This is a genomic window from Oryzibacter oryziterrae, from assembly GCF_021864535.1.
GTDB lineage: Bacteria > Pseudomonadota > Alphaproteobacteria > Rhizobiales > Pleomorphomonadaceae > Pleomorphomonas > Pleomorphomonas oryziterrae.
On record NZ_JAKJIC010000009.1, the window covers coordinates 1 to 25,638 of the forward strand.

Sequence of the window (25,638 nt, forward strand, 5' to 3'; positions counted from 1 at the left end):
GCAAACCAACCGATCAACTCATCGTCAATCACCGGTCAACAGCTCTCCGTCAGCGCTCCGTCGCCGCAGCGCCGCCGTCGATGAACGTGCTTATAGAAGGCACACTCAGAACTGTCAACGAGGTTTTTTCGACACGGGAGAAGTTTCTGTTTTGGGCATTTTTCCGCAGATTTCCGCCATTCAAGCCGCTGTTATCATGGGCTTTTCCACATAAGTCCACAAAATATGCATATTCTTTTTGCTGCCTAAATTTGCACACTCGTAGCCGGTTTTGCAATTTATCGCGGAAATCCGGGGTTTTGCATCGAAAGTGGCGCGCGATTTTTCTGCGCACGCCCCTTCATCGCCTCTCAAGCCAGGCAAATAGCTCCCCCGGATGCCCATGGAGCGAGGTGAAGCCCCCCCTGCGTCACCTGCCCCCCTCCACCTGAGACCAGAGCTGGCGCGTGATGTTCGCTCCCCCTCGTACGCACGGCGCCTGACGCACGCGAGCGCGCGCGTACGTTCTGCTGGGGTACTGCGGCGCTCCTCCCACCCTCGCCCTACTCCCGCCCAATTTGCGCCGCAGGACAGCGCGAGCGTCATAATCCGCTGGATATCTGCTCCACGTGGGAGCGCCCGCAGCCGCAGACGTTGACAAGTAAGACCAAGCGACGGCAAGGTCGCCGCCAAAGCGCCGGAACTGGCGGGAAAAGCGCGAGAATTCAGCAATGAAAGAGTTCGGCATGGCTGGATCGAAATCACGCAGGTGCCAACTCACATGATCGCGCCGCGCCTCAATCACGACGATCCGGTCTCCAGCCTCGGGAACCTGCCGCCGCTGCTCACCGTGGACAGCCGCAACGCACCTGACCGACGCAAACTGTCGCTGCGCTGGCTGAGCGGTACGATCCTGGCCTCCCTCGCCTCGACCTTCCTGATGGGCGGCGCGCTCTATGCAGCCTTCAACGGCCAGGAAACCGCCTTTGCCCCGCCCACTCTGGTAACCCGCTCAATCGCGGCCGTCATTCCCACTGCCCCCGAAGAGGCGGTGGAGAAGGGCGACCTGCCGCAAGCGACCGACCTGGCCGAACCGGCGACGCAGGTGATCAAGGTCTCGACCATCGTACGCGAGGGCGAGCATGACATCATCCGCCTGAAGCCCTTCGTCAAAGTCTCCACGGACCTGATTGCCGACCTGACGGCGATCACCGATCCGATCCCGCCCTATAATCCCCTGCGCATCTTCGCCGACGCCAACGCCGACACCAGCCCGGAATCGGAAGCCACCCTCTACGGGGCGGACATTGACGACGAAATGATGCTGAAGGTGTCCGACTTCCCCGTGAATGATCCGACGCTTGAAGCCGACATTCCCATGACCGTCGACCAGACGGAAAAGGTGGTGCGCGAGGCGGCGCAATTCCTCGGCGGCACCAACGTCAAGCTCGCGGCCCTCCCCCCGATCGACAGCTCGCGCTTCGACTTTGGCTTCAGCCAGTCCGATCCGCTGCAGGATCTCGGCGTGCGCATCGTGCCGGAGAACGTGTCCTTCGTGCCGACGACCGAAGACCAGCACCCAGGTGCGGCGGAGCATCAGGCCTTCGAAGATCGCAAGGTGGACGTTGAACAGGACACCCCGATCGAGCAGATCCTGACCGACAATGAAGCAACCGACGACGAAGCCGGCGACATTGTCATGGCCTTCTATCGCGCCGCTCATCTGAGAAATCTGTCTGCCGGCGATCAGATCCGCATCCGCCTCGCCCCCGACAACACCGACGAGACCGACCGCTACCGTCCGATCCTGATCTCGGTCTACCGCGCCGGCCAGCATGTTGCCTCCGTCGGCCTGTCCGACCAGAGCGAATATGTGAAGGTCGACGAGCCGCCCCCGTCCGAGGAGGTCGCCTCCGGTGGCGATGCGGACGATGGCGCGCCGCGCCCCCGCCTCTACGAGAGCCTTTATCAGACGGCCCTGCGCAACAACATTCCGCCGGGCCTGATCGACGAGCTGATCCGCGTCTACTCCTTCGATCTCGACTTCAACACCCGCATCCAGCCGGGCGACAGCTTCCAGGTGGTCTACACCGGAGGCGATGCCAACGCCGGCGAAAACGCCGACCCCGGCGAAATCGTCTATACGGCGATCACGCTGGGCGGCAAGGAAAAGCGCTTCTATCGCTATCGCGCGCCCGACGACGGGTCGGTGGACTATTACGATTCGGACGGCAAGAGCGCCAAGAAGTTCCTGCTGCGCAAGCCCATGTCGGGCGGCACCTTCCGCTCCGGCTTCGGCGCCCGCAATCATCCGCTGCTCGGCGTCGTGAAGATGCACACCGGCGTCGACTGGGCTGCGCCCCGCGGTACGCCGATCATGGCGGCGGGCGACGGCATCGTCACCTATGCCCGCTGGAAGAACGGATACGGCAACTACATCGAGATCCAGCATACCAACGGCTACGCCACCGCCTACGCGCACCAGACCGCTTTCGCCAAGGGAATCGCCGAAGGCAGCCGCGTGCGCCAGGGCCAGATCATCGGCTATGTCGGCACCACCGGCCTCTCCACGGGACCGCATCTGCATTACGAAGTGCATGTGAACGGCACGCCGGTCGATCCGCTGCGCATCAAGCTGCCGCAGGGCCGCACACTCGACGGCACGATTCTCACCTCCTTCGAGACCGAGCGCGAGCGGGTCGACACCTTGCTGGCGGGCGGGAACCAGACCTCCAAGGTTGCCGCGGCCGCTCAAACCGGCGGCGGCTGATCGCACGGGCTACCCGGCCCAGCGTCGGCAATCCACATGGATCGGCCTCCATCAGGGCGGTCTTGAGGTGGCTGTGAGTTTTCCTTCCGAAGCGCTTGACAGCCCCCGCCCCCCGCCCTTATATCGGCGCACTTTCCGCCGGGGCAGCCCGGTGGCCGGATGGCAGCGTAGCTCAGTTGGCTAGAGCGAAGGACTCATAACCCTTAGGTCGGCAGTTCGATTCTGCCCGCTGCTACCATCTCTCTTCCAAAACAGGACAGGGTTTATCAGGTTTGTTCCTGACTTGCCTGACTGCGTTCAAACGCTCATTCCCGATCGATCTTTCTTCTCCGCAGGCGGGACCAGCATGCCGGATTCATCCCCTTCCCTGTCCGTGCCGCACGGATCGATCAACGAAGACACCATCCATGCGCTGGTGCACGGCTTCTACGGCAAGGCCATGGCCGACCCGCTGCTCGGCCCGATCTTCGCGCGCGAAGTCCCGGCCGAACTCTGGCCGCATCATCTCGAGAAGATGTGCGCCTTCTGGTCGTCGACCCTGCTGAAGTCGGGCCGCTATCACGGGCGCCCGCTGCCGCCCCATCTCGCCTTGCCGGAGCTGGACGATCGGTTGTTCGGCCGCTGGCTGCAGCTGTTCAAGGAAACCCTCAGCGAGGTCTTTGTGGCCGAGGATGCCGCCTCGACCATAGCGCTCGCGGAGCGGATCGCCCACAGCTTCCGCCTGGCGCGCGCCTTCCATGAAGGGCGCGATTCGACGGGTCTGCGCATGCTGAAAGCCTAACAGTCCCTGGTCCGGGGGACCCCGGGGCACACTTTGTTATCGAAGGCCCAAACTTTTTTAGAGCCACGCTTCATTCTTGCCGCCGGTAGCTGTAGGCTGCGCCCCCTCGAAGGGAGCATTTTTCGCGGCCATGCGGCACATCCTGCTGAACCTTGCGATTGGTCTTTTCGGCGCAATCCTGCTTGTCCTGACCCTCGCCGGCGCTGCCATGATCTGGGGTGAGCGGCTGGATCTCGCAGCCGCGCAAAACCAGGAAATGCAGGAAGGGCGCAATCTGATCGCCACGAACCTGCTGCCCGCCACCGACACAATCAAGGACCAGGCGCGCATCGCCAACATCATCCGTGCCTTTGACGACAATCCGCTGGTATCCGCCCACCTCGTCGATCCCTGGGGCTTTGACCGCCTGCAATCGGTGCCGGCGCGCGTCGCCTACCAGCCGCCGAGCTGGTTCGTCTGGCTGGTCGCCCCCAAGCGGCAAGAGGTCCACATCGATTTCGGCCAGACCGGAACCTTGCACCTGCAGCCCTATCTCTTGCCGAGTGTAGAGACCATCTGGCACCGGACGGCAATGAACCTTGGTGCCATGGCAGGCGGACTGTTCTTCATCAGCGTCATTGCAATTTTCCTCGTCCGCCGGTCGCTCCATGTGCTGACGGATCTCGAACAGGCGTCGGTGCGCCTGCTTTCCGGCGATGAAGGGCAAATGGGCGCTCGATCCACACTGGGTCAGGCTTTCGACCGCCTCGCCGGCAAGTTTCAGGAAACCATCGCCCAGAATGCGCGTCTGACCCGCATGATCGACCGATTGCAGGAAGAGGAGCGCTCGGAGCTGGCGCGCAATCTGCACGACGACATCGGCCCCCAGCTGTTTGCCGTGGATGTCGACGCCTCGACCATCATCCGCCAGAGCGAGCAACAATCCCCCGATCTTCACGCCATTGCGGAACGGGCTAGCGCCATCCGGGCGTCGGCGACAACCATGAAGCGGCACGTGCGCCAGCTTTTGGGGCAGCTTCGCCCCAACGAAGCTCTCAAGCTCGGTCTGGAGCCGGCCGTCCGCAATCTCGCCGGCTACTGGAACGAGCGCCGGCCCGAGCTGAAATTCGGGATCAGCATCGCCTCCGAACCACACAATGGCCTTTTGGATGGAACGCTCTATGCCGTCATTCGCGAGGCGATTGCCAATGCCGTCAAGCACGGGCACCCCAGATACATCGACATTTCCGTGGACTCCTCTGCCCAGGAACTGAGGCTGAGAGTTGCCGACGACGGCGGCGGCGCTGCCAGTTTCGAAGGCCCCGGCTATGGCGTCATCGGCATGCGCGAGCGGGTCCAGTCCGTCGGCGGGCGGTTCATCATCGATCGCCGCGTCGACGTCGCAGGCGTCGTGGTTGCCGCAACCATTCCCTTCGGCCAGAATGGCCACAACCCAATTGGAGCTCGACAATGAAGATTCTTGTCGTCGATGATCACGCCGTGGTCCGCGAGGGCGCAAGCCGCCTGCTGGCCACTTTGGCGCCCGACGAAATCGCTGAAGCCGAAACGCCCGAGGAAGGCTTTCGCCGATTTGTCGAGATGCGGCCGGACGTTACCGTTCTCGACATCAACTTGCGCGGCGGAAGCGGCCTCGATCTTCTGCGTCGTATCCGCGGAGAAGACGCTGGCGCGCGCGTGGTCATCTTCTCGATGTACTCCGACGTCGTCTATGCCAACTCCGCCCGCCGGGCCGGGGCCATCGGCTACGTGTCCAAGAGCGCGTCGTCCGACGATCTGCTGACGGCTGTGCGCCTGGCAAGCGCCGGCCAGTCTTTCGTGGACGAGGAGCTGGCTGCCATGCTCGACAGCGACATGCGGCCGGATCAGGACCCGTTCCAATCGCTGGCCCGTCGCGAGATCGAAGTGCTTCGGCTACTCGGCGACGGCCTTGGACTCAACGAAATCTCCGAACAGCTTGGCATCGCCTACAAGACCGTTGCCAACACCTGCACGCGCATCAAGGAGAAGCTCGGCCTTGAGCGCACGGGCGACCTGATCCGCTACGCGGTGGAGAACCGCCACAACAGGCTCTCGGAACGCAATCTGGATATGTGACCGAAAGGGGGGGGCGCGACAGACCTCTCCTGTTGGATGGACAGCGTCCGGGCATCAGCGATGCACAAATAAAAGAGGCCAGCTCGTGCACCGAGCCGGCCCTTTTTCATACTCAGTTTCTGAAACGTCAGTTCACGTAGAACTCGCGAATACGCGCAGCGGTGTAAGCCGGATTGACCGTCGAGTTGAGCAGGAGCAGGAACTTCTGCAACTCGCCCGCAGTGGCATTGGCCACATAGACGATGTCGCCGTCATAGATGCGGAAGCGACGGGCCTGGAACAGGCCGTCGGCCTGACGCAGGTCGATCCTGTAGACCATCGGGATGGGCTGATCGACAGCCGCTGACGTCGCCCCAAGTTGGGTTGCCACACCTGGCTGCTCGTAGCGGAACACGAAGACGCCCGCCGGATCGGCGCGCTGATCGATCAGGCCGCCCAGCCTTGCAAGTGCCTGATCGAGCGTAAGCTCGCCAGCATTGAACGGGACTTCCAGATTGCGCATGGTCGCGCCGAAGGCCGTGAAGGTCTGCGGATCCTTGGTGACCGTCAGCATGTCGCCCGCACGAACGTAGATATTCTCGGACGGCTTTTCGACAATGGTCTGCAGCGGCACGCGGCGCGTGAGCTTGCCGCGCGTCAGCTGGACGAAGAGATCGAAGGTTTCCCCCTTCCAGCCGCCATTGAGGGCGAGAATGTCGAGGATCTTGGCGCCCTTGAGAGCGATTGGAACCATGCCGCCGGCAACGACGTCACCGGTGACGGTAACGGTCCGCGACATCGGCTTGACCACAGACACCATCACCTGAGGCTCGATGGCCTTGCCGGCCAGAGCCTCTTCGATCGCGGCCTTCACTTCACGGGGCGTGCGACCGACCGCGCGAATCTCACCGGCATAGGGAATCTGGATGGTGCCATCCGTGGTAACCGGCTGTTCGGGGATGGTCGCCGTCTTTGTGCCGCCACCGAGACTGCCGGACGCCGACGAGAACAGACCGCCCATCGCGGCCTCGAAGATCACGACGGAAACCATGTCGCCGATCCCGAGGATCTCGGCACCGGTGCCCGCGCCAGCGTTGCCGAAGCTGGCGGAAAAGTTGAGATCTGTACGTTGGGCGAGGATGTCGAGCGCATGATTGTCGACCTCCACAACCTTGTATTTGCTTTCGGAAGACGCCGCGCCACCCGAAATTTCACCAGACGAGGGTCCGGAGGCGGGCATAACGGAACAGCCTGCAAGCGTTAAGGCAGCAACACAAACTGCGGTCAAAAACGTTTTCTTCAAGCCGCCCTCCCGAGCACCCGACGCATAGCCAGGTACCATATTCCAAGCCACTTCAAACAATTCATTGAAATAGCTAGGCAAAAACTCAACACACCATCAGGCTTCAATCCAATACCCCAGATTCCTAACCAAATAAATACGAAGAGCCCCAGCCCCCCGGATTGATCCTCCAGAGTCTCAAAAATGCACCAGAATTGCCGCAGTTTCGCAAGTCCTTCCCGCTGTGGATAGCCTCGGAAGTCACCAATCCGCTGTGGGCAGTCTCATTCGATGCGCGCCAGCGCCTTGTAGACATGCACCATCAGCGCGGTAGCAAAGAGCGGCGTCAGGAGATTGAGAATCGGCACGGCAAGAACGGCAGTGATGATCAGCCCTGCCAGGAACAGCTTGCCGCTGAAGCGCTGACGCATCTGCCGAACGGTCTGCGGGTCATGAAAGCGCGACGCGACGAACTCGAAATACTCGCGACCGATCAGATAGGCGTTCACTACGAAGAAGATCGGCACGTTGACTCCGGGAAGCAGGAGCAGAAGGAGAAGCGCCGCGTTCACCACCACGAGCAGGCCGGTGAAGCGCAAGGCAGATGCAAGCCCCGTCCAGAAGTCGAGCGGTTTGCCCGGTGGGTCCTGCGGATAATGGGTTCGTTCGACCACTTCGGCCACTTCATCAAGGAAGAGCCCCGCGAACAGGCCAGTGACGGGGGCTACCAGAAAGCCGAGGCCGACGGCCAGCACCAAGCCGGTTACAAAATTGGCGAACCAGAGCCAGTTCTCAGGCAAGGCCGGCATCATCGCGTCCATGCCGGTATGTACCCCGATCCAGACGACGGCAAGCAGACCGACCGTCAGGCCGATCGACCGCCAGAAGACGGAGCGAAACGGCGGCGAGAAGATCTGCTGGAAGGCAAGAAGGGCGGCTGAAAGCATTTTTTGGCAACCTTATGGAGATGGCGAAGCGCGCGCTTGCCCCGCATTTGGGAATGCGCTAGGCCGAAGAGAAGAGGCGGCGGGTGCATTTCCGCCCGAAATGTCGTGCAGGGGTTCCCGGACTGATGGCTCATAAATTCGACGTGCTGACGATCGGCAATGCGATCGTCGACATACTCGCGCATGCGGAAGAGAAGGTCCTTCTCGATCTCGGCGTGACCAAGGGCATGATGCGCCTCATTGATGCGGACGAAGCCGCGCGCATCTACACCCTGATGGGGCCTGCCATCGAAGCCTCCGGCGGCTCGGCCGCCAACACCGCAGCGGGCGTCGCCTCCTTCGGCGGCATGGCGGCCTATATCGGCAAGGTCGCCACCGATGAGTTCGGGCGAATCTTCTCGCACGACATCAATGCCCTGGGTGTGCATTTTGCCACCGCCCCGCTGTCCAGCGGCGCGCCGACGGCCCGCAGCATGATCCTCATCACGCCGGATGCCGAGCGCACCATGAACACCTATCTCGGTGCCTGCCAGCAGCTGACCGAGGACGACATTGACGAAACCGTCGTTGGCGGTGCGCTGCACACCTACCTCGAGGGCTATCTGTGGGATCCGCCAGCCGCCAAGATTGCCTTCCGCAAGGCGGCCGCCATCGCCCATGCCCACGGTCGCGAAGTGTCCATCACGCTCTCGGACAGCTTCTGCGTCGATCGCTATCGCGCCGAGTTCCTCGAACTGATGCGGACCGGCACTGTCGACCTCGTCTTCGCCAACAAGGATGAAGTGCGCGCGCTTTATGAGACGTCCGACCTCGACACCGCCGTGACTTGCTTCCGCCAGGACTGCCGGTCCGGTGCCGTGACACTCGGCGGCGATGGCGCCCTGGCCTTCCGCGAGGGAGAACTGGCGACCGCCTCCGCCTATCCGGTCGAGACGCTGACCGACATGACGGGCGCCGGCGATCAGTTTGCCGCCGGATTCCTCTACGGCATCGCCCGCGGCCTGCCGCTGAAAGCTGCCACCGAACTCGGCTGCATGGCTGGATCGGAATGCGTCGGCCATATCGGCCCGCGCCCGGCCGTCAATCTCGCGCAGCTCGCCCGCGACACCGGCCTGCGCCTTTCGTAAGCCGCACCCACAAAAAGAAGAAACCGCGTCAACCAGACGGTTGAACGCGGTTTCTGCTGAACAGCTATGGTCCCCGATGAGGGAATGAGGACCATCTCCAAATCAGCCTTGGTCGGAGTTCGGGTCTAGGGAGTTTCGAATTCCGTACAGCCCACCGGGCTGCAAAGGGATACTCCCCCATGGCCGACCAGAATCCCAGTTAAAGTTTTGTCATGTTCGATCAAGGGGTTGGTATAGGAATATTTCCTACTCAGCTCGGATCGTAATTCAGGATGGGCGCCAGCCAGCGTTCCATGTCCTTGAGATCCATCTGCTTGCGCCTGGCATAATCTTCCACCTGATCGCGCTCGATCTTGCCGACACCGAAATAGTGACTGTCGGGATGGCTGAAATAGAGGCCGGAGACGGCGGCGGCCGGCCACATGGCGAAGGATTCGGTCAGCGTGATGCCCGCCTTCTCCGTGGCGTCCAGGAGGCGGAAGAGCGTGCCCTTCTCGGTATGGTCGGGCTGGGCCGGATAGCCCGGCGCCGGGCGGATGCCGCGATAGCCCTCGGCGATCATCTCCTGCGGCGTCAACGCCTCGTCGGTCGCATAGGCCCAGAACTCGCGGCGCACCCGCTCGTGCAGCCGCTCGGCAAAGGCTTCCGCCAGACGATCGGCGAGCGCCTGACTGAGTATCTTGGAATAGTCGTCATTGGCGCGGGCAAAGCGTTCCGCCACGGCCGCCTCACCGATACCGGCCGTCACAGCAAAGCCGCCGACATAGTCGGTCACGCCACTGCCCGCGGGCGCGACGAAGTCGCTGAGGCAGAGATTGGCGCGGCTCGACGTATCCCTGGCAATCTGCTGGCGCAGGCCATGCAGCACCGCCAGACGCTCAGACCGGCTGTCATCGGCATAGAGTTCGATATCATCGCCGATGGCATTTGCCGGCCAGAAGCCGACCACGGCCTTGGCGGTCAGCCACTTCTCGGCCACCATCTGCTTGAGCATGGCTTGCGCATCCTCAAACAGAGGGCGCGCCGCCGCACCGTAAACCTCATCCTCCAGGATCGCCGGATAGGCGCCCTTCATCTCCCAGGTGGAGAAGAAGGGCGTCCAGTCGATATAGGGGACGAGTTCAGCCAGATCATAGGCCTCGAACACCTTGGTGCCGAGGAAGGACGGCTTGGGCGGCACATAGTTCGACCAATCGATACGGAAGGAATTGGCCCGGGCGTCGGTTAGCGTGAGACGGCGCTTGTCCTCGCGACCGCGCGCATGCGCTTCGGCAATGCGCACATAGTCACGGCGGATGTCGTCCACATAGGCCTTACGGTTGTCGGAGAGCAGCGACGAGGCCACGCCGACGGCACGACTGGCGTCGGTGACATAGACCGCCTGCCCCGCCTTGTAGTTGGGATGGATCTTCACCGCCGTATGCACGCGGCTGGTGGTGGCGCCACCGATCAGCAGCGGAATGTCGAAACCCTGCCGTTCCATTTCGCCGGCGACGAGACACATCTCGTCGAGCGACGGCGTGATCAGACCGCTGAGGCCGATGATGTTGGCTTTCACCTCGCGGGCGGTATCGAGGATCTTCTGCGCCGGAACCATGACGCCGAGGTCGATGACCTTGAAGTTGTTGCAGGCAAGCACGACGCCGACGATGTTCTTGCCGATGTCGTGCACGTCGCCCTTGACGGTAGCCATCAGCACGGTGCCGGCGGAGCTGTCCTCGGTAAGGCCGAGCTCTTCCTTTTCCTTCTCCATGAAGGGCATCAGCCAGGCCACCGCCTGCTTCATCACACGCGCCGACTTGACCACCTGCGGCAGGAACATCTTGCCGGCGCCGAACAGGTCGCCGACCACGTTCATGCCGGCCATCAGCGGGCCTTCGATCACATGCAGCGGCCGGACGACCGACAGGCGCGCCTCCTCGGTATCGGTTTCGATGAACTCGGTGATGCCATGCACCAGCGCATGCTCGAGGCGCTTTTCCACCGGCAGCTGCCGCCAGGACAGATCGACCACCCGTTCCTTGGCGCCATCACCCTTGAAGCGCGGCGCGGCATCCACCAACCGCTCGGTGGCGTCGGATCGGCGGTTGAGAACCACATCCTCGCAGAGATCGCGCAGTTCTGCATCGAGGTCGTCATAGACGCCGAGCTGGCCGGCGTTGACGATGCCGAAATCCATGCCCGCCTGGATGGCGTGGAAGAGGAAGACGGTGTGCATGGCCTCGCGCACCGGCTCGTTGCCGCGGAAGGAGAAGGACAGGTTCGAGACGCCGCCCGACACATGGGCGCCCTTCAGGTTCTGGCGGATCCAGCGGGTCGCCTCGATGAAGTCGACACCGTAATTGTTGTGTTCCTCGATACCGGTCGCCACCGCGAAGATGTTGGGATCGAAGATGATGTCTTCGGGCAGGAAGCCCACTTCGTCGACCAGAATGCGATAGCTGCGCTCGCAGATCTCGATCTTGCGGGCATAGGTGTCGGCCTGCCCCTTGTCATCGAAGGCCATCACCACCACGGCCGCGCCATAGCGCCGGACCAGCTTGGCGTGATGGACGAAGGCATCCTTGCCTTCCTTGAGCGAGATCGAGTTGACGATACCCTTGCCCTGCAGGCACTTGAGGCCGGCTTCGATGACCGTCCACTTGGAACTGTCGACCATCACCGGCACACGCGCGATGTCGGGTTCGGCGGCCAGCAGATTCAGGAAGGTGACCATGGCCGCTTCACTGTCGAGCAGGCCTTCGTCCATGTTGACGTCGATGACGACCGCCCCGCCCTCAACCTGATCGCGCGCCACATCCAGCGCGGCGGCATAGTTGCCTTCCTTGATCAGTTTGCGAAAGCGAGCCGAACCGGTGACATTGGTACGCTCGCCAACCATGACGAAATTGGCAAAGCCGCTGGACGTGGAGGTCATCGGTGCGTGGCCTTCTAGACTGCTGTCTTCTGTTGGACGTTCTTGACGATGTCGATGCTCAGGCGCCGATGACTGCCGGCTCAAGGCCGGAGAGGCGCATCAGCGGCTCGATCCGGCCCGGCACGCGCGGCGCAATCGGCTGCACCGCCTCTGCAATGGCGCGGATGTGATCGGGTGTGGTGCCGCAGCAGCCGCCAACGATGTTGACGAGGCCGGAACGGGCGAACTCGCCGACCAGCTTCGCCATGGCCTCGGGGCTTTCGTCATATTCACCGAACTCGTTGGGCAGGCCGGCATTGGGATAGGCCATCACCAGGGTGTCGGAGACACGCGCGAGATCGGCGATGTGAGCGCGCATTTCGCGCGCGCCCAAGGCGCAGTTGAGGCCGATCGACAGGAGATCGCCATGCCGCACCGAGTACCAGAAGGCTTCCGCCGTCTGGCCCGACAGGGTGCGACCGGAGAGATCGGTGATGGTGCCGGACACCGACACCGGCAGGCGTACGCCCTTCTCCTCGAAGACTTCCTCGGTGGCGAACAGCGCCGCCTTGGCGTTCAGCGTATCGAAGACGGTCTCGATCAGGATGATGTCGGCTCCGCCGTCGATCAGCCCGCGCACCGCCTCGCCATAGGCGATGCGCAACTCGTCGAAGCTGATGGCGCGGAAGCCCGGATTGTTCACGTCGGGCGAGATCGAGGCTGTGCGATTGGTCGGCCCGATGGCACCAGCCACGAAACGCGGCCGGGCCGGATCGCGCGCCGTTACCTCGTCGCAGGCCGAACGGGCGAGCCGGGCGCCTTCCAGGTTCAACTCATAGGCCAGCGCTTCCATGCCGTAGTCGGCCTGGGCGATGGTGGTGGACGAGAAGGTGTTGGTCTCGACGATGTCCGCACCGGCATCGAGATACTCCATGTGGATGGAGCGGATCACGTCCGGCCGGGTGATCGACAGCAGGTCGTTGTTGCCCTTGACGTCGCGCGGCCAATCCTTGAAACGCGTGCCCCGGAAATCGGCTTCCGTCAGCTTGTGCCGCTGGATCATGGTGCCCATGGCGCCATCGATCACCAGAATGCGGGAGGCAGCGAGGGCCCTGAGGCGGGTCTCGATCTCGGAGGCTTTCGACATCAGTGAGCTCCTGCGTCAGTCAGAATTTCAAGGCGATTGCCGAATGGATCGGCGGTGTAGAAGCGGCGGAAGCCTGGTAGCGCGTCGTCCCAGATGACGGAAGCGCCGGCCGCCGTCAATCGTGCAGCCAGGGCGTCCAGCCCATCGCAGCGCAAGGCAGGATGCGCCTTCAGCGCCGGACGAAAGTCCTGTTCGACGCCGAGATGCAACTGGTGACGGCCAACGGCAAACCAGAGACCACCGCGTGCGGCCAGGACGGGTGGCTTTTCGAGCTCTTCGAGACCGAGCAAGTCGCCATAGAAACGACGCGCGGCCGCCTCTTCCCCATGGGGCATGGCAAGTTGCACATGGTCAAGCTCGAAGATCATGCCGCCTCCGTGACCGAAGCCGGCGGCGTCGCCCGCAGGCCCATCATGTGGCAGATGGCATAGACAAGATCGGCGCGGTTCATGGTGTAGAAGTGGAAGTCGCGGTAGCCGCGATCGATCAGGTCCATCACCTGTTCGGCACAGACGGCGGCCGCCACCAGCTGCCGCGTCACCGGATCCTCCTCCAGCCCGTCAAAGCGCGCGGCCAGCCAGGCGGGCACGCTGGCGCCGGTCTTCCTGGCGAAGCCGGCGGTCTGGGTGAAGTTCACCACCGGCACGATGCCCGGCACGATGGGAATGTCGATGCCCGCGGCACGCACACGCTCCACATAGCGTTCGAACACGTCATTGTCGAAAAAGAACTGGGTGATGGCGCGCGTCGCACCAGCCTCGACCTTGCGCTTGAGCAGGGCAATGTCGGCGAGTACGTCCGGGCTCTCCGGATGGCGTTCGGGATAGGCGGAAACGGTGATCTCGAAATCGCCGATGGCCTTGATGCCGGCGATGAGATCGGGCGTGGAGGCATAGCCTTCCGGATGCGGCTGATAGCGCCCGCCGACACCGCTGACCGGATCGCCGCGCAGTGCAACGATATGGCGAACACCCGCCGCCCAGTAGCCGCGCACCACGTCATCCACTTCCGCCCGCGTGGCATCGACGCAGGTGAGGTGTGCCGCCGGCTTCAGATGCGTCTCGCGCACGATGCGGGCCACGGTGTTGTGGGTACGTTCGCGCGTCGAACCGCCGGCGCCATAGGTGACCGACACGAAGGTCGGGTTGAGCGGCGCCAGACGCGTAATCGAGGCCCACAGGGTCTCCTCCATCTTCTCCGTCTTGGGCGGAAAGAACTCGAAGGAAACACCCAGTTGCAGGGAGCCGAGATTGTGGCTGTAGCGCATTTTTCTGTCCTGAATTTCGCGATTTGAAAGGGGGATCAGGCGATCTTCGACAAGCTTCCGGCCATCTCCATGCGTCGGTCTTGGGCGAGCCAGAGCGACACGGTCAGCCCATCGTCCGACATGGGCGGCAGGTCGCGCGTCTCGACGAGATCAAGGCCGGCAGCCTCGACCCAGCCCTGCATCTGGTCATGCCCGAAGCCCAGACGCCGATGCGCGTGATCGGCACGCAGAAACTCGTGGGCATGCGGGGCAAAGTCGACCACCAGCAGCCGTCCGCCGGGCGACAGCGTCCTTGCGGCCTCCCGCAAGGCGCGGGCGGGGTCGTCGAGATAATGCAGCACCTGGTGCACCAGAACGAGATCATAGCCGTTGCCCAGCGACAGTGCCGTGGCGTCGGCCTGCCGCACATGCGCATGATCGATGCCGGCCGCCGCCAGATTGGCGCGCGCCACCGACAACATGTCATGGCTCATGTCGATGCCGACCGCTCGGCTGTAGCGATCAGCAAGCAGGGTCAGCATGCGACCCGTGCCCGTGCCGATGTCGAGCAAGTTGTAGACCGGACGTTCACCGACGATGGCCCGGATCGCCGCCTCCACCGCCGCCTCGGACACATGCAGGGACCTCAGCCGATCCCAGGAGGACGCATTCCTGGCGAAATAGCGCTGCGCCTCGGCGGCATGGGCGGCCTTGACCGAATCCAGGCGCCGGCGATCCGACTCGAGCACGGCATCGGCCGCGTCGAGCCGCGCCAGCATGCTGCGGCAAAGCCCGGCGCCGGCACTGCTCTCGGCCAGACGATAATAGGCCCAGGCGCCCTCGGGAATGCGCTCGACCAGACCGGCCTCGGTCAAGAGTTTGAGGTGACGCGAGACCCGCGGCTGGCTCTGCGCCAGCACTTCGGTGAGATCCTTCACAGTCGCCTCGCCCGCCAGCAGCAAGGCAAGCAGGCGCAACCGCGTCGGCTCTCCCGCCGCGCGCAGCACGCTTACGACATCCTCGAATGCAGCCTTGCTCTCGAACACCGATCAACCTCACACAAGATATAAACATATCTTTATATCGGTCACGGAGCCATTGCAAGCTATGATCCGGAAAAGCAGGGGGCAGTGGCCGGCCAGACCTTGTGCCTGGGGGCAAAATGACAAACGCCGCGAAACGGGTCGCGGCGTTTGTGGATTGTCAGGTCTTTCGGGAAAGTCACCCCACCAGCCGCTGCCCACGCGTTGCGGCAATGCGCGAACGCGCCACCCGCGGGTCGATCTGCTGGAACTGATTGAGCGCCTGCATGCGCTGCTCGCCATCAAGCCGATGCTTCCAGGGACCGGCCTTCAGCATGGCCTGCACGGTAGTGAACTTCATGCCGAGCGCCTTGGCCATCACCACGAAGGGTTCGGTGTCCATGCGCACCAGCCAGTGCTTGGCCTCTTCGAGATCGAGATCGGCCACAAGGGCAAAGGTGGCGACAACATCGGCAAAGCGGTCTTCGAGCGCATACTGGCACATCAGCGCTTCCGACGCGATGCGGCGCCCACCCTGGTGCAGGATCTTCTCCCAGGCGGTCTCGAAGTCATAGAGGCCGAGCCAGTAGGAGTTGCTCATGCGCGCTTCAGCCATCTTGGCCGCTTCGTTGAGCTGGGCCTCCATGGCGCTCTCCGCCTCGCTGCCGATGGCAGCACGGACGCTGGTGACGGCCTGACCGACCACCTGCGCGATGACGGTATCGGGCGTATCGGGACGCTTGCCGAGAATCTCGGCCATGCGGACGTCGGACAGCGCCTGCTGGACGATCTGCGCCAGGGCGCGTTCACCGAGGCGCGCGCCGTGATTGCTCGCGACGGTGCGGCGCACATCGCTGTTGCCATGGCCGACGACCACATCGGTCACCCGCTCCGACAACACCGAGCGCTGCGCGATGGCCAGGAGATGGCCATGGCCCTTCTTCTCGGCGATCGCCACGAGGTCATGGTCATTGAGCACCGGCGAACGCTTGAGCACGGGGCCGGCCACCTCGATCATGTCGTCGGCGGCAAACTTGCGGACGGTGCGTTCGGGAGCACGGCGCAGCGGAGCGATCTTCTCGGCGGCAAAGATCTTGGCTTCCGCCTCGACCATATCCGCCAGACGACCGATCACATCGTCGTAGATCTCGATCTGCTCCATGGTGCAGCGTTCGGACGTGAAGGCGAACAAGGACGCGACACCCTTAAGAAGCTCGTTCTTTCTGCCAGGGGACGGATCAAGAGCGAGACTCTTGAAATCTACGAGATTGGTTTCGATCATGGCTTTTCCTGACACCCGCTGAATGATCGGAGGTTAGCACCAATTATTGCAAATCGTGTTCAGGAGACCATCGCAATTTTACGAAATTTTACATTCAAAACACGCTGCAACTGCCATTGATGTTCCTGACAGGGGCGGTAATTTCCCGCTATTGCGCAAAAATGCTTAGATGCACCGGCAGGAAAGCTTAAGACTTCAGAAACCAATCCGCGAACCCGTTGTTTCCGACGAGAGAGACATTTTTTGAGCGCGCGGATTTTGATGTGGACGCGCGCCGGCCAAAACGGCAACTGTTTCGGAACAGAAAGTTCAATCGGAGACCAAGATGCGTAGAATGGTTTTGGCGCTTGCAGCGGCCATCCTGCTTGCAGCACCGCTGCAAGCCGCAGAGCGCCCGCTCACGGATCTCGTCTCCGGTCTCGCCAAGCATCAGCAGGAGGGAGCCGCAAGGGCGCGGCAGTCCAATCCATCCTATCCCGTCATCGTCACGCTCAACCTGTTCGCAGCCAGCAAATACGCCGACGACATGGCCAAGCAGGATGCGCGGACGCTGGCCAAGAGCGCCGTCAAATCGGCGCTGTCGTCCTTCCTGCAGTCGCGCCTTCCCGGCAAGGCCGCGCGGATGATGACGACGGCGCCGCGCTTTGCCGCAAAGCTGAGCGAAGCGGAAATCCGCAAGCTCGCCGCAGATCCCACCGTTGCCCGCATGGAATATGACGCACCGGCCTACCCGCTGCTGCGCAAGTCCCTGCCCTTCATCCAGATGGACAAGGTCTTCGCCGCCGGCGGCACCGGCCTCTACGGAACCGTGGTGGTCATCGATACCGGCGATGACCCGACCCATCCCTTCATCAACAAGGGCATGCTGCGCCTCGACAAGCTGTCCGCCTGCTTCCGCAACGAAGCTCCGTTCTGCGCAAACGGCGAGATCTCCCAGACCGGTGCCGGATCTGCAACTGCCGTTGGCGGGCAGATCCACGGCACGCATGTCGCGGGCATTGTTGCCGGGTACAACAAGACCGCCACCGCCAGCCAGCCCAAGCAGGGCGTTGCGCCTTACGCAGCCTACATTCCCATCAACATCTTCCGCGAATCGAACGGGACATCGGACTCCGACGAAGAGGCCGCATTCGAGTATGTCGACGAACTCGTCAGCACCAACAACAACATGTACTCGATCCGGGCCGTGAACATGTCGGTTGGCGGCGGTGCCTTCGCTGGCAACTGCGACAGCGAGATGAGCGGCATGAAGGCCATATTCGACCGCCTGCGCAAGAAGGGCGTCGCGGTCGTCGTCGCCGCAGGCAATGCCTATCAGATGGATGCGGTGTCGGCGCCGGCCTGCATAAGTTCCGCCATCGCCGTCAGCGCCGCCAGCAAGCAAGCCCCCCTGGCCATTTCGTCCTATACCAACGTCGGCCGGATGACCGACCTTTACGGCCCCGGCGGCGAGTTCGACGATTGCGTGATCTCCTCCGTTCCCGGGCGGACATACGAAGCGGAATGCGGAACCTCCATGGCTTCCCCACATGTGGCAGGTGCCATGGAAGTTCTGCAAACGCTGTATCCCAAGCGCTCGGTGACGGAGATCCTGCAGGCCTTGCGCAGCACCGGACGCCCCGTCAAGGACACGCGCACCGGCGGCCATTTCACCTTCCCCTTCATCCAGGTGAACAGCGCCCGCCAGTTCCTGGCCAACCCGACCGCCGATCTGAACGACAGTTTCGCCTACGCCCGTCCCGTCAACGCCAACACCTGGTATTATGGTTCGAACGTCTTCGCCTCCAACGAAGCGGGTGAAAGATACCATGCGGTGGCCGGCGACAGCGGCTCGGTCTGGTTCAAGATCACCGCGGCATCCACAGGACGCCTGCACGTCACGACGACGGATTCCGACTTCGACACAACGCTCGCGGTCTATGCTTCCGCTGCACGGATCAGCGCTCTCAAGGCTCCCTTGGCGGTCAACGACAACGCGAGAAGCGGCGTGAAGACCAGCGCGCTCACCATCAATGCCGTCAAGGGCGCGACCTATTACATCTCGGTCGCGGGCAAGACCGCCAGTGAGCGCGGCCGGATCGTGCTCGTGGCCGGAATCGAGCCGGTCAACGACAACTTTGCCAAGGCCCAAAGCATTGCAGGCACGCAGACCCGCTCCGCCTACAACACCTTCGCCACGCTCGAAGACTCCGAGCCGACGCCGGTCAGCGAGAGCACGAAATCAGTCTGGTGGACGTTCAAGCCGACCTCAAGCAGCTACTACTTCATCAACACCTTCGGCAGCAACGTTGCTGACACGGCGCTGGCAATCTACAGCGGCAACAGCCTGTCCAGCCTGCAAGAGATTGAAAGCAACGACGATATCGACGATCAGAGCCGCCAGAGCGGGATGTTCCCCTATCTTACGGCCGGCGTGACCTACCACATTCAGGTCATGGGCTACTCCGACAGCGACGTCGGGCTGCTCAAGCTGTCGGTCATCGAGTAACCGCGCTGCCGGTCAGGTCACGCGACCTGATCGGCAAGCCTTTGGGGCGCGACCGCCGGGCGGACGATCCACCACCGGGCGGGCGGACTTGTCTGGCGCGCTTATGGATTGAGAGACAGTCCGTCGTAGCGGAAGAACTGGCCGCTGGTCTCCAGGGTCAAGCTGTCGAGAACCTTGCGGATGCCGGTGGCGCTGTCCTCCGGGCTCACTTCGGCTTCAGGGCCACCCATATCGGTGCGGACCCAGCCCGGGTGGATCATCGCCACCGAAATGCCGAGCGGTTTCAGATCCGTGGCCAGTCCCTGCATCACCTTGTTCACCGCCGCCTTCGAGGCGCGATAGGCGGTGGTGTCGGACTTCATCTGCGTCATCGCCCCCATGGCACTGGAGATCGTCGCGATCTTGCCGCCGCGCGTCATGTTGGAGAGCGCCGCGCGCGAGATGAACAACGGCGCGATGGTGTTGATCTGGAAGGATTTTTCGAAGGCTTCCCAGGTCACCGCCTCGGAAATGGTCGAGGGATTGGCCTCAAGCAGGACGCCCGCGTTGTTGATGAGGATATCGATCCGCTCGGCAAGGCGCGAAGGCAGATCGGCAACCGCACGCGAGCTGGCCACATCCAGCGAGATGACGCGCAAACTGTCTGGATAGGCATTGAGCAAATCGCGCAGGCTGGCCGGCACATCCGGTCCTGGCCGGCGCGTTGCCAGCACACGGCTGCCTGCCGCCAGATACTGACGGCACAGCTCAAGGCCGATCCCGCGACCGGCCCCGGTAATCAGAATTGTCGCCATGCCCCGGTCCTTCCGATCGCTTCCGACCTTCCGGTGAGACCGGCCAGGTCAGGAAAAGGGATCCGGATTGAACCGCAGTTGAAGCATTTTTACATGCGCAAAAATGCTTAGTCCTCAACTTTTTGGCACAAGCATCCGCTTCAACACCTCATCACGCCGGATGAAGTGGTGATAAAGCGCCGCGCTGGCATGAATGACGATGAATGTCAGGAAAAGCGGCTTGGCGGCTTCATGCACCCAGCCGATCTCCGGCGCGATGAACCAGGAGATCAGCCCGGAGATCGGCACGGTGAACAGCAGAAGATAGAAAATGATATGCAGGAGCAGCGACAGGCGCTGGTGGATCATGGGCACCCCCTCGGGAACCCTTGGGGCTCCATAACCGAGGCGCACCACCAGCCTTACGGCGGCCAGCAACAGAACCAGCACACCGGCGAAAATGTGCAGGCGCACACCGATGGCCAGATTGCCATCGATCGGCATGCCGTCGCCGAGCTTGCCACGCGCTTCTTCCATCACGGCACCAAAGCCAAGCTGGAAGAAAACCAGCACCACAATGGCCCAATGCAGACCGATCTGCCGCGCGCTATACCCGTTGGGGCGCTTGGGCTCATATTCCTCATCCATGGTCACCCTCCACGTCGACGATGTTGTTCCTCTCAGGCGATGTCGTTTTCGACTTGTCACGGGCAGGTCATGCCTCGCGCGCCGGAGTGCCGTCGTTTGTAAGGAGATCGGACGCCTCAACGGCCTCCAACTCCGGTCCTCGGGGTGTCGGTGTTCTTGAAACCGGCGAATCGCCTTCGCGCATTCGCTGCAATCCCGCGACCACATTGCACAGCCCAGCCTTCTGGCCTTGAGCCGACAACGGTCACATTGGAAGGCGCCGCAATTGCCTTTCTATTTTGGAAACCTGGGCGCCCTCCCCGACGACCCCAGCTCCAGAATGCGGCAAAAAATCAATGATGCAAGTGACTTTAGTCAAACTCGTGGCATCGACATACATATTTTTGCGTATCTCTAGCACTGAGCGCTTAAATCGATTAGAATGCGCGCCGACGCCGCAACTTCCTGCAGGAAGTGCGTAGAGCTTTCCGATCCGACGGATTCGTCAGATCGACAAGAAGTAGCTCCGGATTCAAGAGTTTGCGCAGTCGCGTGTCGACGAGGGTGATTCAAGCTGATCGACCGGTGCTGTGGTCTCAGTCGCCGGCGTCTTCGCTGGCATCCCAGGGCCAGGCACCGCTCTTGTCGCGCAGACGCTTGCGTGCCGCCTTGAGCAGCTTTTCAAAGGCAGGATCAACGGGTTCGTCCAGCGCCTGCTCCAGAAGAATCAGCACGGCATTGAGCGACCAGACCTCGGCGTCATCCTCCAGCGTCTCGGCAATGCCCTCGGCATTTTCGTCGTCGACGACACGCGCCAGCCACTCGTGCAGCACGACGGCCTCGTCGCGGGACAGGGAAATGGTGATGAGATCGGAGGACATGGCGGCACCGTCGCAGGAGTGAAACAGCTCCTCCTTAGCGAAGTTTCGCCACCAAGGGGAGTCGCCGCCTATCGAACAGCGACAATGAAGAGCCGCGGGAAGCGCAGCAGCACCTTGCCATCGGCTTGCATCGGATAGGCATTAGCCACCCGCGCAGTATAATCGCCGAGGAAAGCCGCCCTCTCGCCTGCGTCCAGCGGATCGAGAAAGGGCTTCAACCCGGTCGACTTCACCCACTCCACCACTGCAGTCGCGCCATCCAGGGGGTGATTGTAGATGCTGTGCCAGATGTCCAGCCGGGTGCAGAGTGGCTTCAGCGCTTCATAGTAACGGCCGACGCCCGGCAGCGGATCACGCGCCGCCGTGGCGAGCTTCGGAGCCCAGGGGCCGACTGACGCCACCTCGCGCATCAGTCGATGCGTCGGTTCGGCAAGATTGTCAGGCATCTGAACGGCGAGCACTCCGCCGGGCTTGAGAAGCCCGAGGAGGCGCTGAAACACTGCCGTGTGATCGGGCAGCCACTGGAACACCGCATTGGCGAAGATGAGATCCGGCGCGGTGTCCGGCACCCAGCTGCCAGCATCCGCCTCGCCGAAGGTGACGCCCGGCAGGCGTGCACGGGCTTCCTCCAGCATGGCCGGCGAGGTGTCGATGCCGAGATGCCGGGCCTGTGGGAACCGCTCCACCAGGAGCTCGGTCGAGTTGCCCGGCCCGCACCCCACATCCACAACGAAGGCCGGCACCGACAGCGGCACCTGCGCCAGCAGATCGCGCGCCGGGCGCGTCCGCTCGTCCTCGAACTTCAGATAGGTGGACGGCGACCAGTCGGCCATGCTTGCCTCCAAACAAAACGGCCCGCCGTCGGGATCGAGCGGCGGGCCGGAATGCATCACCGCGTCAGCGGCTTGTACTTGATGCGATGCGGGTTGACCGCATCGGCGCCGAGGCGGCGCTTCTTGTCTTCCTCATAGGCTTCGAAGTTGCCTTCGAACCATTCCACATGGCTGTCGCCCTCGAAGGCGAGGATATGCGTGGCAAGACGGTCGAGGAACATGCGATCATGGCTGATGACCACGGCGCAGCCGGCGTAATCCTCCAGCGCGTCCTCAAGGGCGGCCAGTGTTTCGGTGTCGAGGTCGTTGGTCGGTTCGTCGAGCAGCAGGACGTTGGAGCCCTGTTTGATCATCTTGGCCAGGTGGACGCGATTGCGCTGACCACCGGAGAGCGAACCGACCTTCTGCTGCTGGTCGCCACCCTTGAAGTTGAACGAGCCGCAATAGGCGCGGGAGTTCACTTCCTTCTTGCCCAGATAGATCACGTCGGCACCGCCGGAGATTTCCTCCCAGACGGTCTTGTTGGGATCGAGCGCATCGCGGCTCTGGTCCACATAGCCGAGCTTGACCGTCTCGCCGATCTTGATGGAACCGCCGTCCGGCGTTTCCTGCTCGGTGATCATGCGGAACAGCGTCGACTTGCCGGCACCGTTGGGACCGATGATGCCGACGATGCCGCCCGGCGGCAGCGCGAAGCTGAGGTTGTCGATCAGCAGGCGATCGCCATAGCCCTTGGAGAGGCCCGAAACCTCGATGACATTGTCGCCGAGACGCGGCCCCGGCGGAATGACGATCTGCGCCGTGCCGACGGTCTGGCGCTCCTCGTTGCGGCGCAGCAACTCGTCGTAGGACTTGATACGCGCCTTCGACTTGGCCTGACGGGCCTTGGGGCTGGCGCCGATCCACTCGCGTTCGCGCTCCAGCGCCCGCTGGCGGGCGGCTTCTTCGCGGCCTTCCTGCTCAAGGCGCTTGGACTTGGCAGTCAGATAGGCCGAATAGTTGCCCTCATAGGGAATGCCGCGGCCGCGGTCGAGCTCAAGGATCCAGCCGGTGACATTGTCGAGGAAGTAGCGGTCATGGGTGATGATCAGCACGGCGCCGGGGAATTCGCGCAGGTGCTTTTCCAGCCAGGCCACCGACTCGGCGTCGAGATGGTTGGTCGGCTCGTCGAGCAGCAGCAGGTCGTGATTCTCGAGCAGAAGCTTGGCAAGCGCCACGCGACGGCGTTCACCACCCGACAGCGTATCCACCTTGGCGTCGCCCGGCGGGCAGCGCAGCGCGTCCATGGCCATCTCGACCTTGGACTCGAGATCCCACAGGTTCTTGGAATCGATGATGTCCTGCAGCTTGGAGGCCTTTTCCGCGTTCTCCTCGGAATAGTCCATCATCAGCTCGTTATACTCGTCGATCAGCGCCTTGTCCTTGGCGACACCGAGCATCACGTTGCCGAACACGTCGAGGCTGGAATCGAGCTGCGGCTCCTGCGCGAGATAGCCGCAGGACGCGCCCTTGGCGAGCCAGGCTTCGCCGGTGAACTCCTTGTCGAGCCCCGCCATGATGCGCAGAAGCGTCGACTTGCCCGAGCCGTTCGGGCCGAGCACGCCGATCTTGGCGTCCGGGTAGAACTGCAGGTGGATGTTGTCGAGAACCTTCTTGCCGCCACCATAGGACTTGGTGAGGCCATGCATGTAATAGATAAACTCGCGCGCCATGGATCTTCCGATGTTTGCGTGAAATTGTTTGGCCGTGTTCTAGCCTGAGCGGGCCAGCAGGAAAAGCAAAAAAGCCGATGGGAGCCCTGCCCCACCGGCTTTTTGAGACGTGAAACTCGATGCCGCCCGTTCAGGCTGCCGAGACGCGCTGGATGAAATCGCGGACGTTCCGCTGCAGCACGTCCGACTGCCGTCCGAGCGTATCGGACAATGTCTTCATGCTGCCGGCCGTGGCGGACGTCTCGTCGCTGGCCGCCGTCACCTGAGTGATCGCCGACACGATGGCGTCGGTGGCGCGCGACGCCCCCGATGCATTGTTGGCGATTTCCCGGGTCGCTGCCGCCTGCTCTTCCACGGCCGCGGCGATCGCGGTGCCGATCCGTGCCACGTCGTCGATGGTGCCGGTGATGGAAGCGATATCGGTCACCGACTGGTTGGTCGCCTGCTGGATCGCAGCAATCTGCGCCGTGATCTCCTCCGTCGCCTTGGACGTCTGCGCGGCCAACTGCTTGACCTCCTGCGCAACGACGGCAAAGCCCTTGCCAAGCTCCCCGGCCCGTGCAGCCTCAATGGTGGCGTTGAGCGCGAGCAGGTTGGTCTGACCGGCGATATTGTTGATCAGTTCGACCACCGAACTGATCTGCTCGACCGCGCTCGCCAGCCCCTGCACCGACTGCACCGTGCGCCGGGCGTCCTCGGCCGCCTTCGCAGACACGTGGCGCGACATTTCCGCCTGCCGACCGATCTCGCCGATCGATGCGTGCAACTCCTCGGTCGCCGCTGCCGTGGAGCTGATCTCCGACGCCGCGTGGCTCTGGGCAGCGCGAATGTCCTCCGCCTTGCCGCTGACCGAGCTCGACTGGCGCGACAGGGCCGACGACGTTGTCTCCATGGTCGCCGACACCTGGCTCAACTCGTCGAGCAGCGTCACGATCTTGCCATTGAAGTCGTCGACGGACACCTTGACCAGGTTCTGCCGATCGCAAATCTGCTTGACCAACGTTTCGCTGTAGACGGAAACGGCAATATCCATATCCAGCAGCAAGGCGCGCGTGACAGCAGAGATCAACCGGCCGGCCTTCACGCCCGAGAACCGGCAGCGGGCCGAGATGATCTGGTTCATCTTGCCGAGTACGTCGGTATAACCGGCAATATACCAGTGCGGCTCCAAGCCTATCCGCTGGTGGGTAACGCCGACCTTGTGAACGGACTCGAAATATGCGGCAGAGAAATCCGCAGCGAAGAGACGTTGCCAATGCGCCCCTTGGTGCTTCTTCAGGTGAGCAATACGCCCCTCGACCAGGCTGGCCAACTTGGGAACCTTGGCCCAACGGCTGTAGAAGGCGTCAAGAATTTCATCCAGAGACGGCTCAACAATGCTCCAGGCTTGCCGCAGATCGGCGCAAACCTGACTGTCGATCGCAAATGTGGCCGCATGGCCAGCATAGTCACCAAAACCGCTCATCTCTGCACCGAACTTATTTCATCTGTTCCGATGAAAATCGAAAATAGTTAATCAAATAATAAATTTATAGACATTTACTCGCATTCAATCGTTTCAATATAATATGCATGACGCGGATATTCAATTTATCAAAAGCACTCAAAGTCACTCTATGTATTGATCACACTTATTTAGGCGCGGAAACTTCGATCAGCCTGATCGCCTGTTTTGGCGATCAACAAGCCCATGGATCCCCGCCCATGACCGCCCCATATGACCGCGGCGTGTTCGTGCAAAACATTCAAAAATAGATATCTATACGCGTGAA

The 25,638-nt window shown here is 62.4% G+C and carries 19 protein-coding genes, 1 tRNA gene and 1 pseudogene; 8 read left to right on the top strand and 13 right to left on the bottom strand.

What is annotated here, in order from left to right:
* The 6 genes from L2I41_RS11015 to L2I41_RS11040 all read left to right on the top strand — a co-directional run.
* A partial coding sequence (locus L2I41_RS11015; protein ID WP_237153606.1) for a hypothetical protein occupies nucleotides 1–214 on the top strand: 214 nt, incomplete at its 5' end.
* 546 nt (nucleotides 215–760) lie between these two features.
* Nucleotides 761–2,749, top strand: coding sequence for a M23 family metallopeptidase (locus L2I41_RS11020; protein WP_237153607.1), 1,989 nt, complete (start codon nucleotides 761–763; stop codon nucleotides 2,747–2,749).
* 161 nt (nucleotides 2,750–2,910) lie between these two features.
* A tRNA-Met gene (locus L2I41_RS11025) sits at nucleotides 2,911–2,987 on the top strand.
* A 108-nt stretch (nucleotides 2,988–3,095) separates the two neighbouring features.
* A complete protein-coding gene (locus L2I41_RS11030) occupies nucleotides 3,096–3,530 on the top strand; it encodes a group III truncated hemoglobin (protein ID WP_237153608.1) in 435 nt (144 codons plus the stop codon).
* A gap of 130 nt (nucleotides 3,531–3,660) precedes the next feature.
* Nucleotides 3,661–4,983, top strand: coding sequence for a sensor histidine kinase (locus tag L2I41_RS11035; RefSeq protein ID WP_237153609.1), 1,323 nt, complete (start codon nucleotides 3,661–3,663; stop codon nucleotides 4,981–4,983).
* Nucleotides 4,980–5,624 carry a response regulator transcription factor gene (locus L2I41_RS11040; protein ID WP_237153610.1) on the top strand — a complete coding sequence of 215 codons (645 nt, stop codon included), beginning with the start codon at nucleotides 4,980–4,982 and terminating at the stop codon, nucleotides 5,622–5,624. The genes L2I41_RS11035 and L2I41_RS11040 overlap by 4 nt, the downstream gene beginning before the upstream one ends.
* A 127-nt stretch (nucleotides 5,625–5,751) precedes the next feature.
* Here the strand turns inward: L2I41_RS11040 and L2I41_RS11045 are convergent, their stop codons facing one another.
* Together L2I41_RS11045 and L2I41_RS11050 are read right to left on the bottom strand one after the other, a co-directional pair.
* Nucleotides 5,752–6,843 (bottom strand): polysaccharide biosynthesis/export family protein, encoded by a 1,092-nt coding sequence (locus tag L2I41_RS11045; protein WP_237153611.1) that lies wholly within the window; start codon nucleotides 6,841–6,843, stop codon nucleotides 5,752–5,754.
* Nucleotides 6,844–7,169: 326 nt separating this feature from the next.
* Entirely contained in the window at nucleotides 7,170–7,832 is a 663-nt protein-coding gene (locus L2I41_RS11050) for a sulfate transporter family protein (protein ID WP_237153612.1), read from the bottom strand.
* A 125-nt stretch (nucleotides 7,833–7,957) separates the two neighbouring features.
* Here L2I41_RS11050 and L2I41_RS11055 point away from each other — a divergent pair, with 125 nt between their 5' ends.
* Nucleotides 7,958–8,959 (top strand): adenosine kinase, encoded by a 1,002-nt coding sequence (locus L2I41_RS11055; RefSeq protein ID WP_237153613.1) that lies wholly within the window; start codon nucleotides 7,958–7,960, stop codon nucleotides 8,957–8,959.
* Between the two features lie 250 nt (nucleotides 8,960–9,209).
* Here L2I41_RS11055 and metH read toward each other — a convergent pair.
* From metH to L2I41_RS11080, 5 genes and pseudogenes are all read right to left on the bottom strand, one after another.
* Nucleotides 9,210–13,002 (bottom strand): annotated as a pseudogene (gene metH, locus L2I41_RS11060) (methionine synthase).
* The gene (locus L2I41_RS11065; RefSeq protein ID WP_237153614.1) at nucleotides 13,002–13,370 is read right to left on the bottom strand and encodes a VOC family protein; all 369 of its coding nucleotides are present in this window, start codon (nucleotides 13,368–13,370) and stop codon (nucleotides 13,002–13,004) included. The pseudogene metH and the gene L2I41_RS11065 overlap by 1 nt, the downstream one beginning before the upstream one ends.
* Entirely contained in the window at nucleotides 13,367–14,269 is a 903-nt protein-coding gene (gene metF, locus L2I41_RS11070) for a methylenetetrahydrofolate reductase [NAD(P)H] (protein ID WP_237153615.1), read from the bottom strand. The genes L2I41_RS11065 and metF overlap by 4 nt, the downstream gene beginning before the upstream one ends.
* Before the next feature lie 35 nt (nucleotides 14,270–14,304).
* A complete protein-coding gene (locus L2I41_RS11075) occupies nucleotides 14,305–15,294 on the bottom strand; it encodes an ArsR/SmtB family transcription factor (protein ID WP_237153616.1) in 990 nt (329 codons plus the stop codon).
* 175 nt (nucleotides 15,295–15,469) lie between these two features.
* Nucleotides 15,470–16,462, bottom strand: a complete 993-nt coding sequence (locus L2I41_RS11080; RefSeq protein ID WP_237153617.1) for a DUF2336 domain-containing protein — start codon at nucleotides 16,460–16,462, stop codon at nucleotides 15,470–15,472.
* 415 nt (nucleotides 16,463–16,877) lie between these two features.
* Here L2I41_RS11080 and L2I41_RS11085 point away from each other — a divergent pair, with 415 nt between their 5' ends.
* Nucleotides 16,878–19,040 carry a S8 family peptidase gene (locus L2I41_RS11085; protein WP_237153618.1) on the top strand — a complete coding sequence of 721 codons (2,163 nt, stop codon included), beginning with the start codon at nucleotides 16,878–16,880 and terminating at the stop codon, nucleotides 19,038–19,040.
* A gap of 101 nt (nucleotides 19,041–19,141) precedes the next feature.
* Here the strand turns inward: L2I41_RS11085 and L2I41_RS11090 are convergent, their stop codons facing one another.
* The 6 genes from L2I41_RS11090 to L2I41_RS11115 form a co-directional block, all read right to left on the bottom strand.
* Nucleotides 19,142–19,834 (bottom strand): SDR family oxidoreductase, encoded by a 693-nt coding sequence (locus tag L2I41_RS11090; RefSeq protein ID WP_237153619.1) that lies wholly within the window; start codon nucleotides 19,832–19,834, stop codon nucleotides 19,142–19,144.
* Between the two features lie 114 nt (nucleotides 19,835–19,948).
* Complete coding sequence (locus tag L2I41_RS11095; RefSeq protein WP_237153620.1) at nucleotides 19,949–20,461, bottom strand: cytochrome b; 513 nt, start codon at nucleotides 20,459–20,461, stop codon at nucleotides 19,949–19,951.
* A 575-nt stretch (nucleotides 20,462–21,036) separates the two neighbouring features.
* Complete coding sequence (locus L2I41_RS11100) at nucleotides 21,037–21,321, bottom strand: hypothetical protein (RefSeq protein ID WP_237153621.1); 285 nt, start codon at nucleotides 21,319–21,321, stop codon at nucleotides 21,037–21,039.
* Nucleotides 21,322–21,389: 68 nt separating this feature from the next.
* Nucleotides 21,390–22,154 carry a trans-aconitate 2-methyltransferase gene (gene tam / locus L2I41_RS11105; RefSeq protein ID WP_237153622.1) on the bottom strand — a complete coding sequence of 255 codons (765 nt, stop codon included), beginning with the start codon at nucleotides 22,152–22,154 and terminating at the stop codon, nucleotides 21,390–21,392.
* Between the two features lie 56 nt (nucleotides 22,155–22,210).
* Nucleotides 22,211–23,866, bottom strand: coding sequence for an energy-dependent translational throttle protein EttA (ettA, locus tag L2I41_RS11110; RefSeq protein WP_237153623.1), 1,656 nt, complete (start codon nucleotides 23,864–23,866; stop codon nucleotides 22,211–22,213).
* Between the two features lie 130 nt (nucleotides 23,867–23,996).
* A complete protein-coding gene (locus L2I41_RS11115; RefSeq protein WP_237153624.1) occupies nucleotides 23,997–25,331 on the bottom strand; it encodes a globin-coupled sensor protein in 1,335 nt (444 codons plus the stop codon).
* Nucleotides 25,332–25,638: the final 307 nt, after the last annotated feature.

Excerpts from the sequence above, each read along its gene's own strand:
- L2I41_RS11095 (WP_237153620.1), bottom strand. The coding sequence starts at position 20,461 with ATGGATGAGGAATATGAGCCCAAGCGCCCCAACGGGTATAGCGCGCGG.
- L2I41_RS11020 (WP_237153607.1), top strand. The coding sequence starts at position 761 with ATGATCGCGCCGCGCCTCAATCACGACGATCCGGTCTCCAGCCTCGGG.
- L2I41_RS11065 (WP_237153614.1), bottom strand. The coding sequence starts at position 13,370 with ATGATCTTCGAGCTTGACCATGTGCAACTTGCCATGCCCCATGGGGAA.
- L2I41_RS11055 (WP_237153613.1), top strand. The coding sequence starts at position 7,958 with ATGGCTCATAAATTCGACGTGCTGACGATCGGCAATGCGATCGTCGAC.
- metF (WP_237153615.1), bottom strand. The coding sequence starts at position 14,269 with ATGCGCTACAGCCACAATCTCGGCTCCCTGCAACTGGGTGTTTCCTTC.
- L2I41_RS11115 (WP_237153624.1), bottom strand. The coding sequence starts at position 25,331 with ATGAGCGGTTTTGGTGACTATGCTGGCCATGCGGCCACATTTGCGATC.
- L2I41_RS11100 (WP_237153621.1), bottom strand. The coding sequence starts at position 21,321 with ATGTCCTCCGATCTCATCACCATTTCCCTGTCCCGCGACGAGGCCGTC.
- L2I41_RS11035 (WP_237153609.1), top strand. The coding sequence starts at position 3,661 with ATGCGGCACATCCTGCTGAACCTTGCGATTGGTCTTTTCGGCGCAATC.
- L2I41_RS11090 (WP_237153619.1), bottom strand. The coding sequence starts at position 19,834 with ATGGCGACAATTCTGATTACCGGGGCCGGTCGCGGGATCGGCCTTGAG.
- L2I41_RS11085 (WP_237153618.1), top strand. The coding sequence starts at position 16,878 with ATGCGTAGAATGGTTTTGGCGCTTGCAGCGGCCATCCTGCTTGCAGCA.
- L2I41_RS11050 (WP_237153612.1), bottom strand. The coding sequence starts at position 7,832 with ATGCTTTCAGCCGCCCTTCTTGCCTTCCAGCAGATCTTCTCGCCGCCG.
- L2I41_RS11045 (WP_237153611.1), bottom strand. The coding sequence starts at position 6,843 with ATGCCCGCCTCCGGACCCTCGTCTGGTGAAATTTCGGGTGGCGCGGCG.
- L2I41_RS11040 (WP_237153610.1), top strand. The coding sequence starts at position 4,980 with ATGAAGATTCTTGTCGTCGATGATCACGCCGTGGTCCGCGAGGGCGCA.
- L2I41_RS11030 (WP_237153608.1), top strand. The coding sequence starts at position 3,096 with ATGCCGGATTCATCCCCTTCCCTGTCCGTGCCGCACGGATCGATCAAC.
- tam (WP_237153622.1), bottom strand. The coding sequence starts at position 22,154 with ATGGCCGACTGGTCGCCGTCCACCTATCTGAAGTTCGAGGACGAGCGG.
- ettA (WP_237153623.1), bottom strand. The coding sequence starts at position 23,866 with ATGGCGCGCGAGTTTATCTATTACATGCATGGCCTCACCAAGTCCTAT.